This window comes from Escherichia sp. Marseille-Q3837, from assembly GCF_916618735.1.
GTDB lineage: Bacteria > Pseudomonadota > Gammaproteobacteria > Enterobacterales > Enterobacteriaceae > Escherichia > Escherichia ruysiae.
The window spans coordinates 2,172,276-2,186,465 of record NZ_CAKAKC010000001.1 but is presented as its reverse complement, the minus strand read 5'-3'; the positions used below and the strand labels follow the sequence as shown (position 1 = coordinate 2,186,465).

11 protein-coding genes are annotated in these 14,190 nt (G+C 52.4%); 4 read left to right on the top strand and 7 right to left on the bottom strand.

The features are described from left to right. Positions 1 to 35 precede the first annotated feature (35 nt). The 3 genes from suhB to csiE all read left to right on the top strand — a co-directional run bounded on the left by suhB (position 36) and on the right by csiE (position 3,293). Entirely contained in the window at positions 36 to 839 is an 804-nt protein-coding gene (suhB, locus tag LG381_RS10235) for an inositol-1-monophosphatase (RefSeq protein WP_000553455.1), read from the top strand. Between the two features lie 144 nt (positions 840 to 983). Then, positions 984 to 1,844 carry an alpha/beta hydrolase gene (locus tag LG381_RS10230; RefSeq protein ID WP_225762373.1) on the top strand — a complete coding sequence of 287 codons (861 nt, stop codon included), beginning with the start codon at positions 984 to 986 and terminating at the stop codon, positions 1,842 to 1,844. Positions 1,845 to 2,018: 174 nt separating this feature from the next. After that, complete coding sequence (csiE, locus tag LG381_RS10225) at positions 2,019 to 3,293, top strand: stationary phase inducible protein CsiE (protein ID WP_000983033.1); 1,275 nt, start codon at positions 2,019 to 2,021, stop codon at positions 3,291 to 3,293. Here the strand turns inward: csiE and LG381_RS10220 are convergent, their stop codons facing one another. Then, the gene (locus LG381_RS10220; RefSeq protein WP_000244207.1) at positions 3,294 to 4,433 is read right to left on the bottom strand and encodes a 3-phenylpropionate MFS transporter; all 1,140 of its coding nucleotides are present in this window, start codon (positions 4,431 to 4,433) and stop codon (positions 3,294 to 3,296) included. Positions 4,434 to 4,689: 256 nt separating this feature from the next. Here LG381_RS10220 and LG381_RS10215 point away from each other — a divergent pair, with 256 nt between their 5' ends. Beyond that, positions 4,690 to 5,112, top strand: coding sequence for a DoxX family protein (locus LG381_RS10215; protein ID WP_085461019.1), 423 nt, complete (start codon positions 4,690 to 4,692; stop codon positions 5,110 to 5,112). Between the two features lie 47 nt (positions 5,113 to 5,159). On the opposite strand, the gene LG381_RS10210 is transcribed toward LG381_RS10215, so the two are convergent. The 6 genes from LG381_RS10210 to LG381_RS10185 form a co-directional block, all read right to left on the bottom strand. Beyond that, the gene (locus LG381_RS10210; protein WP_225762372.1) at positions 5,160 to 6,032 is read right to left on the bottom strand and encodes an aldose 1-epimerase; all 873 of its coding nucleotides are present in this window, start codon (positions 6,030 to 6,032) and stop codon (positions 5,160 to 5,162) included. Positions 6,033 to 6,043: 11 nt separating this feature from the next. Further along, entirely contained in the window at positions 6,044 to 7,138 is a 1,095-nt protein-coding gene (locus LG381_RS10205; protein WP_225762371.1) for a zinc-binding dehydrogenase, read from the bottom strand. A 32-nt stretch (positions 7,139 to 7,170) separates the two neighbouring features. Next, a complete protein-coding gene (locus tag LG381_RS10200; RefSeq protein WP_001276660.1) occupies positions 7,171 to 8,169 on the bottom strand; it encodes an ABC transporter permease in 999 nt (332 codons plus the stop codon). 24 nt (positions 8,170 to 8,193) lie between these two features. Further along, positions 8,194 to 9,705, bottom strand: coding sequence for a sugar ABC transporter ATP-binding protein (locus LG381_RS10195; RefSeq protein ID WP_225762370.1), 1,512 nt, complete (start codon positions 9,703 to 9,705; stop codon positions 8,194 to 8,196). A 22-nt stretch (positions 9,706 to 9,727) separates the two neighbouring features. Beyond that, positions 9,728 to 10,711, bottom strand: coding sequence for a substrate-binding domain-containing protein (locus tag LG381_RS10190; RefSeq protein ID WP_222680726.1), 984 nt, complete (start codon positions 10,709 to 10,711; stop codon positions 9,728 to 9,730). A 96-nt stretch (positions 10,712 to 10,807) separates the two neighbouring features. Next, on the bottom strand, positions 10,808 to 14,089 hold the full coding sequence (locus LG381_RS10185) for a DUF5107 domain-containing protein (protein WP_225762369.1): 3,282 nt from the start codon (positions 14,087 to 14,089) through the stop codon (positions 10,808 to 10,810). Positions 14,090 to 14,190: the final 101 nt, after the last annotated feature.

The following is a 14,190-nucleotide window of genomic DNA, read 5'->3' as shown; positions in this document are numbered from 1 at the left end:
TTTTCCCGTTCTTTAACATCCAGTGAGAGAGACCGATGCATCCGATGCTGAACATCGCCGTGCGCGCAGCGCGCAAGGCGGGTAATTTAATTGCCAAAAACTATGAAACCCCAGACGCTGTAGAAGCGAGCCAGAAAGGCAGTAACGACTTCGTGACCAACGTAGATAAAGCTGCCGAAGCGGTGATTATCGACACGATTCGTAAATCTTACCCACAGCACACCATCATCACCGAAGAAAGCGGTGAACTTGAAGGTACTGATCAGGATGTTCAATGGGTTATCGATCCACTGGATGGCACTACCAACTTTATCAAACGTCTGCCGCACTTCGCGGTATCTATCGCCGTTCGTATCAAAGGCCGCACTGAAGTTGCTGTGGTTTACGATCCTATGCGTAACGAACTGTTCACCGCCACTCGCGGTCAGGGCGCACAGCTGAACGGCTACCGTCTGCGCGGCAGCACCGCTCGCGATCTCGACGGTACTATTCTGGCGACCGGCTTCCCTTTCAAAGCGAAACAGTACGCAACCACCTACATCAATATCGTTGGCAAACTGTTTAGCGAATGCGCTGACTTCCGTCGTACCGGTTCTGCGGCGCTGGATCTGGCTTACGTAGCCGCTGGTCGCGTTGACGGTTTCTTCGAAATTGGTCTGCGCCCGTGGGACTTCGCCGCAGGCGAACTGCTGGTTCGTGAAGCAGGCGGTATCGTCAGCGATTTCACCGGTGGTCATAACTACATGCTGACCGGTAACATCGTTGCAGGTAACCCGCGCGTAGTAAAAGCCATGCTGTCAAATATGCGTGACGAGTTAAGCGACGCTCTGAAGCGTTAATGACTCTGGCGGGTGGTATCACTCACCCGCCCTCGCCTTTCAGGCGCTATTCCGAAATACTTCCTCACCACTTTACTTTCTTTCGCCACTCTCCCACCATCTTTCGCCGATTAATGGATTATAAAGAAGTCGCAAGGAAAGGTTATGGCACTGCCCGTGAACAAACGCGTTCTCAAAATTCTGTTTACCCTCTTTGTTGTTGCCTTCTGTATTTATTTAGTACCACGCGTAGCCATCAACTTCTTCTATTATCCTGACGACAAAATTTACGGCCCTGAACCCTGGTCTGCAGAATCCGTCGAATTTACGGCTAAGGACGGTACTCGTCTGCAAGGCTGGTTTATCCCCTCTTCGACGGGTTCCGCTGACAACGCCATCGCAACCATCATTCATGCTCACGGCAATGCCGGAAACATGTCCGCCCACTGGCCGCTGGTCAGTTGGTTACCCGAGCGCAATTTCAATGTTTTTATGTTTGACTATCGCGGGTTTGGTAAATCAAAAGGCACGCCGTCCCAGGCTGGATTACTGGACGATACGCTAAGCGCCATCAGCGTGGTGCGCCATCGCAGTGATGTAAACCCACAACGGCTGGTGCTGTTCGGGCAGAGTATTGGCGGGGCAAATATTCTGGGTGTTATTTGTCAGGGAGAAAGTGAGGGCATACGTGCGGTGATCCTCGACTCCACGTTTGCCTCTTATTCGGCCATCGCCAACCAAATGATCCCTGGCAGTGGCTATTTTCTTGATGAGAGTTATAGCGGCGAAAATTACATCGCCAGCGTCAGCCCGATCCCGCTTTTACTGATTCACGGTAAAGCCGATCATGTTATCCCGTGGCAGCACAGTGAAAAATTGTATGGCCTGGCGAAAGAGCCAAAACGCCTGATTCTGATCCCTGACGGCGAACACATTGATGCCTTTTCGGAACGTCATGGTGATGTTTACCGCGAGCAGATGGTGGATTTTATTCTCAGTGCATTGAATCCCGGGAATTCCCACTAAGAATAAAACAGCAATAAATCACATTAACACATGGTATTAAACTGATCATATCGGTTTAAATCGATAAAAATTCTGTGATGTCTGCCAGCATTTCTGATAATTAGCATTCCATTCACCATTTCCCTAAGCAAACTTTAGCTATTCTTATCAATTATGCTTATGGGAGATCTACAGATGATGCCTACACTTGCTCCACCATCTGTCCTTTCTGCTCCCCAGCGCCGCTGCCAGATCTTGCTGACACTATTTCAGCCGTGGTTGACCGCCACCACGGCCACTCTCAGCGAGCTTAATGGTGTGGATGATAATATTGCGGTTCGCGATATCAGCGAAACAGGACGGGAAATCCTCCGCTATCACCAGCTCACGCTCACCACTGGCTATGACGGTAGCTACCGGGTCGAAGGTACAGTACTTAACCAACGTTTATGTTTATTTCACTGGCTACGACGCGGTTTCCGTTTATGTCCATCATTCATCACTAACCGTTTCACTCCGGCCTTAAAGGAAGAACTGAAGCGCCGTGGGATTGCTCGTAACTTTTACGACGATACCAACCTGCAAGCTTTAGTTAATCTCTGTGCACGACGGTTGCAAAAATGCTTTGAAGCACGTGATGTTCATTTTCTGTGCCTGTATCTGCAATATTGCCTGCTACAACATCACGCCGGGATCTCGCCACATTTTAACCCGCTGCAACGTCGATGGGCTGAGTCCTGTCTTGAGTTTCAGGTAGCGCAGGAAATTGGTCGCCACTGGCAACGCCGGGCACGCCAGCCTGTTCCACCAGATGAACCGTTGTTTATGGCGTTGCTCTTTTCCATGTTGCAAGTTCCCAACCCGCTGCAGGATGCTCATCAGCGCGATCGGCAATTACGTCTGGCCATTGTTCGTTTGGTACAACGTTTTCGTGAGCAGGGAAATGTTCGTTTCTATGATGAACAGGGGTTATGCGATCAGCTTTATACTCATCTCGCTCAGGCATTACGTCGTAGTTTGTTTGCCATCGGTATTGATAACACCTTGCCAGAAGAGTTCAGCCGACTTTACCCACGCCTGGTTCGTACAACTCGCGCGGCGCTAACCGGGTTTGAAAATGAATACAATGTCCGTTTTTCCGATGAGGAAAGTGGCCTGGTAGCGGTGATTTTCGGCGCATGGCTGATGCAAGCAAATGAAATTAACGAAAAAAAGATTATTTTGTTGACGGGCAATGACAGTGAAAGAGAAGCGAATATTGAGCAGCAATTGCGCGAACTTACACTATTGCCACTCAATATTAAGCATATATCGGTGAAGACATTTTTACGAAATGGCGCCCCGAAAAATACGGTGCTGATTATTACCCCTTATACCATCCCTTTGCCGCTCTTTTCGCCGCCGCTGATTCATACGAATCAGATCCTGACCGCACACCAACAGGAGCAGATCCGTAAAATGCTGGAATAATCAGCATGAGGGAACCACTTTCGGGCGCAAAAAAATTGCCGGAAGCGCCACCAGCGCCATCACCCAAAACACGCCATGTCCGAGATATTGATACAGGAAACCGGCGAAGACGGTCATGATAGCGATACTGCCGCCCATCGCGACGGCAGAATAAACCGCCTGTAAACGGATAACCTCGCTTCCCTGACGAGCGGCAATGTAGCGCATGGCGGCCAGGTGGCACACGGTAAAGGTGCCGCAATGCAGAATTTGCACCACTATCAGCCACGGTAGCTCAGTGCTTGCCCCCATAATGCCCCAACGTACTACCCCGCAAATCGCCGAAATCAACAACATATCGCGGGCGCTACAGCGACGGAAAAGTTTGTTACTCAGCGCAAAGATAATGACTTCCGCCACCACACCAAGCGACCATAAATAGCCCACCGCCGAAGCCGAGTAACCCGCCGCCTGCCAGTATATGGCGCTAAAACCGTAATATGCTGCGTGCGCCCCCTGCAATAGACAAACGCAGGCCAGAAAGCGCCAGTTCTGGCGAACCAGCGCCAGCCAGGCCGGCCACCCCGTGCTCTCCTGCTGGCGGCTCTCCCCTTGCGGTTGAATGGTCGGGCGAATCAGAAAACCAAGTAGCATGGATGCCACGCCCAGCGTCAACATCGCGAGAATCACCCGATAATCAAACACGCTGACCAGTTTGCCCGTCAGCGCCGAACCAATGACAAACGCCACTGAGCCCCAAAGTCGCACTTTGCCGTAATCAAGCGGAAACTGCTTTTGCCAGGTATTCGCCAGCGCGTCAGTTAACGGCACCAGCGGTGAGAAAAAGAGGTTAAAACCGACCATCACAAGCATCAGCCACGCCACATGTGCGCCAGCCCAGAAGGCGACGGCAAACAGCAGTGTCAACAACGCCAGTACACGAAGTGCAGAAATCAGGCGAGAAGGATCGCTGACGCGGGGCGCGATGAGCAAACTACCGAGAAAACGGGCAACCAGCCCTGCCCCCAACAACAGGCCGATAGTTTCTGGCGTTAAGCCAATCCCCTTAAGCCAGACGCTCCAGAAAGGTAGAAAAATACCGTAGCTAAAAAAGTATGTGAAATAACCGAGCGCCAGCCAGCGCGTGGATTGCAAAACCATGAGTCCCTCCCGTCAGGAGGCGTAAGTCTGAGGTTAATCGAATGTTGTTGCAAGTTGAAAAATAAGAAAATCAGGGCCACTTCCAGTACACCATTCTGGAAAAAATTATCGTTAATACCGCTAACAAAATATCACCTACAGAAAATGCGCTGGATGCTGACCTGGATAATTACCAAATTTCTCATCTGCTGAGGCGTGGCGAGGTGCGAGTGTGTGTATTACGTTTAAATCACATTATCTTGCAAAGGGATTGGTTATGAACACACTACGTTATTTTGATTTTGGCGCCGCCCGCCCCGTGTTGTTATTAATTGCTCGTATTGCCGTCATCTTAATTTTCATTATTTTTGGTTTTCCCAAAATGATGGGCTTTGACGGTACGGTACAATATATGGCCTCGCTGGGTGCGCCGATGCCAACGCTTGCGGCCCTTATTGCGGTAATTATGGAAGTGCCTGCCGCGATATTAATCGTGCTTGGCTTTTTCACCCGTCCGCTGGCGGTACTGTTTATTTTCTACACGCTGGGCACGGCGGTGATTGGTCACCATTACTGGGATATGACCGGAGATGCGGTCGGACCAAATATGATTAATTTCTGGAAGAATATCAGTATCGCTGGCGCATTCCTGCTGCTGGCAATTACCGGGCCGGGGGCGATTTCTCTCGATCGACGTTAGAAAAGATGCCGGATGCGGCGTGAACGCCTTATCCGGCATCTTATAAATTACAGCAACGCCACCCGCAACGACATCGCTGAGGTTGTCGATTCCCCCGGTGCAAGCGCAATGAGGTCACCACCTTCCTGGCGATGATGGTCATCTGGCGCATGACTCATTGGTTCCAGACAGAAGAAATCAAACGCATAACCTTTATCAAACGCCGGGTCGGAAACAAAGATGAAATAGCATGGCGCAGGTGGCGTCGTTTCCATGATGATGGCGTAACCCTCCTGCGGCTGCTCAATGCATGCCTGACCATTCCAGCCGGCAAAACCATTGTTCACCCACTGGCGCGGCAGCGGCGCGAGCTGGTTGAAATCCAGTTCCTGCGGTAACTGCGCACAAAACTCGCCCGCCAGCCACTGTTCCCGCTCCAGCCAATAACCGCTCGCCTGTGCCTGAATCCGCGTTTGCGGCGACAACGGAAAATAAGGATGCCAGCCCGTACCAAACGGCAAAGATTCTGCCCCTTGATTGGTGACAGAGAGCGTGACCGTCAATGCATCTGCCGTCAAATGAAACGCCTGACTTGCCCGATAGTGATAAATACCACTGCGATGTTCATACACCAGACACAAGCTATCATCACTGCGCGATGCGCATTGCCACTGACCCAGCCAACCATCGCCGTGCAGATAGTGCGCATCCCACTCAACATTCGGTTGCAGTTGATACTCACGCCCCTGCCAGACAAAACGGTTGCCGCTCACCCGGTTTGCAAACGGCACCAGCGGAAAACAGGAGGCATCAGTTGCCACACCGTTTTTTTTACCGGGACGTAGCAGTGGCGTCGTATCGCGCCAGAAACCTTCAATGACACCACCCTGGTCAGAAACGTCCAGCTTTAGCGCCCCGTGAGATAAGGTATAGATGGCCATTCGCTAACTCCTTAATCCGGGAAGTTAATCACGACTTTGCCGCATTTGCCGCTTGCCATCAGCGCATAGGCATCACCAGCCTGTTCCAGCGAGAAGCGGTGGGTAATGGCGTTACGCGGCCATAGTTTCCGGTCGGTCAAATCGTGGGCGCATTTTTCCATATGGAATAAACTGGTTACCCAGGAGCCAATAATCCGCCGTTGATGATGCATCAGGTCGGCGCTAACCTCGAACTCCACTTTTCCGGTTTCTCCGATGTAGACCACGCGTCCCCAGTCGGCAGTGGATTGCAATGCCAGCAAACGACCTGCGGCATTACCGGAACAATCGAGCGCAACATCTGCGCCGCCGTGGGTGAGTTCAGCAATAATCTGCGGCAGACCTTCGGTGGTTGCTAAATAACCGTGATCCATCACGCCTAACTGTTTCGCCATCGCCAGACGTTCCGGCAGCATATCAACGCCGATGATCCGTTTTGCACCGCGACCTTTCGCCAGCATCATCGCCATCATGCCGACAGGCCCCAAACCGACCACCAGCACGTTATCGCTGCCAGAGACTTCGCCGCGCAAGATCCCTTCATACGCCGTGCCAACGCCGCAACTGATAAACGCACCATCTTCGTAGCTCAACGCGTCCGGCAGGAGAATCAGGTCTTTTTCTTCCGCCAGCAGATATTCGGCATGACCACCGTCACGCTGCCAGCCGTAAGCGGCTTTTCCTTCGCCAGTACAAGAAATAGGAAAACCGCGACGGCAGTTCTGGCAAAAACCACAGCCAGAAATGTGATACACCAGCACACGGTCGCCCTCTTTAAAATGGCGGCAACCCTGCCCCATCGCTACAATCTGCCCGCACGGTTCATGACCGTTGATAAATCCCTGGTATAACGGTTTATCGGGCGCCGCCGCCGTGGCGCGGTGTTGATGATAGATATAGTGGACATCGCTCCCGCAAATTCCGGAGGATTTCATTTTGAGCAGTACCTGGTTAATCCCCGGCGTTGGCACCGCAACTTCCCGCAGATCGACGGTGGAATTTCCTGGTAAATAAGCTGCCAGCATCGTTTTCATAAATCCCTCATTAACAATACGATTAATTTTCATCCCTGCCGCACCCGCGCCAGGGGCGTTAAGGTTTAGCGTTTCGCTTTAGTGCTTCGCTGGGTCAGCAAGATATTCGCCAGCACCGCCACCACGATGATTACGCCGCGCACCACCTGCTGGAAAAAGGAGTTAATTCCAAGCAGCACCAGACCGTTACCGATTAGCGTAATCACCAGCACGCCAAGTAGCGTACCGAACAGCGAGCCACGACCGCCGGAAAGTGCCGTACCGCCGACCACGACCGCAGCAATGACATCAAACTCCAGACCGTTTGCGGCGCCTGCGTTACCGGAACCGAGGCGAGCCGCCAGCAAAATCCCGGTGACTGCCGCCAATACTCCCGAAAGAGTAAAGATAAGAATGCGCACCCGACGAACGTTAATGCCGCACAACTGTGCCGCTGTGGCATTACCGCCAACAGCAAACACCGAGCGTCCGAAAGCGGTTTTACGGCTGATGAACACAAACAGCGCAAACAACACCATCATGATCAGCGCGGATACCGGCACGCCGAGAAATTGCCCACCCAGCCAGTCCAGCACCTCGTTTTCATCAATGGGCACGGGCAGTGCGTTCGTCATAAACAAGCCCATCCCGCGCAGGGCGCTCCACAACCCCAGCGTGGCAACGAAACTTGGCACGTTAAATACACCGCGCAGCACCCCGGCCAGCGTCCCCATCAGCGCACCTAACAGCAACACCAGCAGACACGCCACCGCCAGCGGAACGTCAAATTGCAGTAAAAACGCCAGGCACACCGAGACAAAAGCCACCATCGGCCCAACACTGACATCAATTTCACCGGAGATAATAATCAACGTCATCGCCCAGGCAGCGATCCCGATGGTGGCAGCATCGCGCAGAACGTTCATCTGATTATTCAATGAGATAAAGCCAGGCGCGTTCAGGGAGAAGACCAGATAAAGAATGGCAATCACCACCAGCAGACCGATCTCATTAATGTGGCGACTGACAAATTGTTTGAGCGAAACGCTCTTGCCCTGCGGCAATGGTAATGACGAAGCAGACATCTTCAGGTTCCTCGGTAAAATTCATCAGTGCACAGACAGAATGGCGGACATCAGCTCATCCACATTGACCGGTGAGTGAAACTCCTGCGAGAACGTACCGTGCTGTAATAACAAGATGCGGTCGCACACCAGCGGCAATTCCTCCACTTCACTGGAGATAAACACCACGCTTTTCCCTTCGGAGGCCAGCTCGCGGACAATCCGGTAGATCTGCTGTTTGGCTTCGATATCGACGCCGCGCGTTGGCTCGTCGAGCAATAAAATCTGGCTGGCGGCATAGACCCAACGACCAATCACCACTTTTTGCTGATTACCGCCAGAAAGCGTGCCGATGGGCGTTTCGCTACTGGCGGCCTTGACCGTCATCCGCTGCATCACCTCTTCGGTCAGGCGGCGGATGGTGGACCATTGCAGCACACCGTTGGCGCTGATTTTTTGCCGATTGGTCAGCACTGTATTTTCGTCAACGCCCAGCCAGGGAATGATCCCCGCTTCTTTGCGGTTTTCTGGCGTATAGCCAATGCCGCGTTTCAGCATGTCGCCGTAATCGGGGCGCGTGATTTTCTCGCCGTTGATAACAATTTCGCCCTGTTCATACGTCTCCAGCCCAACTATCGCTTTCAACAATTCACTGCGCCCTGCCCCCAGCAGGCCAGCAATGCCGAGCACTTCGCCACGACGCAGGGAAAAACTGATCTCTGTAAGTTTTGGTCTGTGGCGTAACGCGCGAACTTCCAGTACGGTCTGATCCGCAATCTCCTGAGCTGCAACCGGTGCAATATCAACGTGATCGCGCCCGAGCATCAACGACACAATATGGCGAGTTGAGGTGTTTTCGAGCATCACATCGCCCGCCACCTGACCATCGCGCATAACGGTGGCACAGGAGGCAATGCGGCGGATTTCTTCCATCCGGTGGCTGACATAAATCACCGCCACGCCCAGTGCCGACATCTTTTTAACCGCGCTGATCACCAGTTCAACTTCCGCACTGGCAAGCGAACTGGTAGGTTCATCAAGAATGACCACGCGCGGCTCGCCCTTCATCACCCGCGCAATTTCCACCAGTTGCTTTTGCGCCGGGCTTAGCGTTGAAACAAGTTGTTCAGGGCTAACGTCAACGCCCAGCGCCTGTAAGCAACGTTGGGCATCCTGCGCCATTTGCAGGTAATCAATCATGCCGTTGCGGCGAGGCCACTGACCGAGGCAGAGGTTTTCCGCCACCGTCAGCCCTTCAACCAGACTTAATTCCTGATAAACCGCACGTACCCCCAGTTCAGCGGCACGGCGAGTCAGCGTAGCTTCGTCACCTTCCAGTCGCGTCTCGCCAATCCAGATATCACCGCTGTCCGGACGTTCGCTACCGGTAAGCATTCGAATGAGGGTCGATTTGCCCGCGCCGTTTTTACCTAACAGCGCGCGAACTTCGCCTTTATTGAGCGTAAAGTTAACGTTATCCAGCGCAACGACGCCGGGATAACGCTTATTTCCTGCCACCATTTTTGCTACCGGGACTGCCTCTGTTGCCGTGAACATAGGAACCTCTGCGAATCAGCTATTAGGGCAGACCATCAACGTGCGTTGCCAGCCACTGTTTACCGTCTTCCGTTTTGGTATAGAGGTCGATAGGCACCTGAATCACTTTTTCACCGTCGGCTTGTTTATTGATAACTTTCAATGTTTGCGCAAAAACAGCATTGCCCATTTTCTTACCGGAAATATCCACCACCGCTTTCAACACCTGGTTGTTTTCCAGTTCCTGAGCAATTTCAGTGGTCATATCCGAACCGAAAACAGCAATTTTTCCGGTCTGATTTTGATTACGCACCGCTTTTACCGCACCGAGTGTCGCACCGCCCGATTCCCCCATAATGGCGTTCAGATCCGGCGTGGAGATAATCAGTTTTTCACCAACGGAAATCGCTTTATCTAAAACAGTCCCTTCCTGATTAGCGACAATTTGTGCGCCGGGAACCCGGGCTTTTAATACTTCTTCAAATCCTTTACGACGTTGCACACAAACTTCAAAGGCTTCGCAATTGATGACGGCAATTTTCGGCTGGTCAATTTTATTGGCAATAAAATAATCGGCGGCAGCGTTACCCAGTTTTTTACCAAATTCCAGCGGATCACCGACCAGATACGCCGAGACATATTTATCGACACCTTTTTGATTAATACAGGTGTTGTAGCAAATCACCGGAATCCCCGCCTCACTGGCGCGACGAACGGTGCGACTGCTGCCATTTTCAGAAACAGCAGACAAAATAATGGCATCGACATTACGCGCCACAAGCGTATCAACAAAGGTACTTTCTTTCGAAATATCGCCCTGGGCGTTAGTTTCTATTAACTGAACCTGTACTGAAGAATCTTTTGCTGCATCCTGAACACCCTGACGCACACCGGCATAATATCCCTGAGTATCAAGATATATTGCGCCAATGGTCATTTCTTTTTCCTCAGCCCTGGCAAATAGGGCGCTACCTAATAGCGTAGCCATTAAAATTATATTACGGGTTGTTCTCATTTTTTTAGGCATAGAGCCTCCTGTAGGGTTTTTATTTACAACAGCTTATTTTAATTATTTAGTGATGAGCGGCAGCGCGTGCCGCTCAAAGATTACAGTTAATAGGGTTTAGTGAACGTAGTTAAAAATAAAAGGCATCACGGTAGTGAATAATGCTGCTTTCGGCCAGGCCGGATTAATCGCCGTCAATTCAGCGCGAACAGATTCATATTGCGCAATCTCCCCTAATCCCGCTGCCGCCAGCATCGCCACCATCAGGCATTTTTCTTTATGCTGCTGTTGTAAATCGCCATACAGCGACAATAAATCAGGTTGTGAAACAGCGAAGAAATCCGCTTCGATACTGGTTTTCGCCATCTCTTGCGCCCACTGTTTCATTTCAGTAAACAGTTGCTGTGCAGTTTGCTTTTCACCCAGCAGTCGCAGCGCCATCCCTTGCCAGAAGAGATAATCAACTGGCTGATCGTTGTAATAACTGTGGATATTGATGGTGCGATCGCCGGTCGCCGCCAGGCGTAAACAACACGTCGCCTCAACTTCATCACCCTGTGCTTTGGCGCATACTGCCTGCCAGAACCAGATGTCGTTATCAGTTTGCCCCGGTAAACGGCCTTCGCTCAAATTCTCCGGGTAATGCAGCGCGGCATGAAGCAGTTCGCTGGCCTGCTGCGGCTCTCTGGCATCAAGATGTTGCCAGGCGCGTAACAACTGGTTGAGGATAAACTGACTGGTCACCTTCCCTTCCCCACCTTCCCACGGGTGGAATTTGCGCGTGGCGAGAATGTCCGCCGCTTTGTTTGCCTGACCGGTGAGATGCCACAAATTGAGCAGTTCTGCGGTCATGTCGTCGCGTTTCAGGGCAATTGCCAGATTATTTTCCAGACGCGCCAGCCGTTTCTCCGGTGCGGCTCCGATTAACTTATCCAGCATATCCCGTTCGAAAAGCAGACGTGCATCCTGCGGCGCAAGTTGATAAGCATTATCAAGATAACGGGCGGCCTGTTCATAATCATGCTGCTTATTCCACGCATGGATCGCTAACCCGCGCCAGCCGTCGGCAAACTCCGGCGTCATCTCTACGCAACGTTGCCATAACGCTATCGCTTTGCCATAACTGCACTTGTTGTAGTGGAAACAGGCCAGTAAATGACGGGCGAACCAGCACTCTTCAATACTCTCCAGTGCCGCGACTTCTTCCAGCGTATTAGGGAAACGAACAAACTTCGGGAACACGTCAATGGCTTTCGCAATCAATTCGCCGCGCTCAGCTTTCGGCAACAAACTGGCTTGCAGATAAAGCGGCAGCGTTCGCTGGCAGTCCAGAGCGTTCAGCATCTCTGCCGCCAGAGCGGGCATTCCCCAGTTAATCAGTTGCCCGGCGGTCATCAGGGCGTTAACGTCACGCCCCTGACACAGACCACGCCACTGCGTGAGGGCAGACTCGGTACGACCATCGAACCAGTTCAGCCACCACAAGGTGGCGTTCAGCGGGTAATCGCGCAGCAGTTTCTCACGCTGTAAACGCGCATTGTCCTGACGACCGCTTAACACCAGCAGCAGATTATGGAGGCACAGCACTTGCTGATTGGTTGGGCAGGCGCGCAGACTCTGTTGGCAAAAATCCAGCCCTGCATCGAAGTTGCCATTACGCGCCGCCAGCCGTGCCAGACCGTAATAGCCCCCCGCTTTACTGTTGCCGCTCCAGACCGCTCGCCAGAAATCCTCTTCGGCTTGTTGATATTGTCCCTGACGCTCATACGCACTGGCGCGGATCAAACTGGCTTGCCCACACTGCGGGTTTTTGTTCAGCGCATGTGCGCGTTTCAGCGCCTGACTGGCATACGCCACCGCTTGCAGGAAATCGGCACGGTTATATTCCAGCATCGCCAGCGCCAGGTTACAGCGATAATCCAGCGGGTCCAGCGCCACGCCGCGCAGATAGTAATCGAACGGTGAACGGCTGGCGTGATGATATTGCTCCAGATGCTGACCGATAAACCAGGCTTCATCTGTACTGGTAATGTCTTGTGCTGCCAGTGGTGCTTTGGCGACGTCCGGCAGCGGCAACTCTTGTGGCTGATGTTCCTGATAACTCAGTACAATATTGCCATCCGCATCGGAAAGTTCGATGGTCATTCTGTCCGGATCAATACCGTGCAACACACCCTGGATGGCGGTCGCTGGCGTCAGGGCAACGGCATCATCAAGTAACGCCTCGCGCTTGCCTATTTCACGGATCGCCAGTCGGTATCCGTTCAACGGGGAGATGGCATACAGCCCCCACTCAATCCCCCGCTCGCTACGCTGTAATTTAATTACCGCATCGCGGGAGGCGTTTTGCACCATACCTAAAGAATGGTAAGGCAGGAAATACTGCTCGAAACGCTTCTCTTCGTAAGCATCAAGCCAGGTAAAATCGGGCTGGTTATCGGCAAAAATGCCGGTCATCAGCTCGATATACGGGCCGTTATTGTCGGTCAGACTCTTATCCCAGGCCTGACCAAATTCACTGTGTCCCCAGCTCCACTGTTTTTTACCCGGCGCAATGTGGTGGTTGGCAACGTGTAATAAACCGCCATCTTCATCGTGACACCACGCGCCAACAAAATCGTACTGCGATTTTTCAGCCATATATGAGGTAGGAACAGGCACGTTTTTATAACGCGAAATGTCCACGCCGGCGGAGTAGTCCACTTTGTAGTAGGTGCCAGTGGCGATGGGGAAAGCGGAAACTGCGCGTTTGCCGTGATCAAACACCGCTGTCACATCGGGCGGGAAAACGCTCTGATGCCCTTCCCCCCCTTTCACTGCCGGGTTGGCCCACCACAAGAAATGACGCGGCGTGGCGTTGCCGTTATAGACGCGGCTGGCGATTTCCAGCGCCGCACGGTCAGGGCGCAGCGTGAAGCCGGTCATCACCTGTAGACCGTGCATCGGCTCCGTTTCGCCAACCCATACAGTCTGTGCGCCGTCTTCATGGGCTTCGAGAGTGAAATCAACGGGCATAAAGGTCGTCGGGCGATGGTGTTGCGGCCAGTTAAACTCAATCCCGCCGGAAATCCACGGCCCCAGCAGCCCCACCAGCGCAGGTTTAATGACTTCATTGTGATAGACAAAATCGCGCTGTTTCACTTTATCCCACGCGCGATGCACACGACCGCCCAGCTCCGGCAGGATCATCACTTTGATGTAGTCGTTTTCCAGCCACACTGCCTGCCAGGATTTCAGAGTTTTCTGCTCATTCAACGTATCGGTCACGCCGTAGGGATAAACCGCGCCGGACGATCCCTGATAAACGCGATTTTCCAGGAACATGGGATGTATATCCTGCGGCCCGGTTTCATAGGTCGGGATCTCAACGCGCTCTTGCCACACTTTTACTGGAGTCATGGTGCCCTCAATATTAACAAGACATACTGAATTAAAAGATTTGTGGCAGTGTATTGAACAATCTGGCAATGTTTTCGCGGAATAATCACGCAATTAACTAA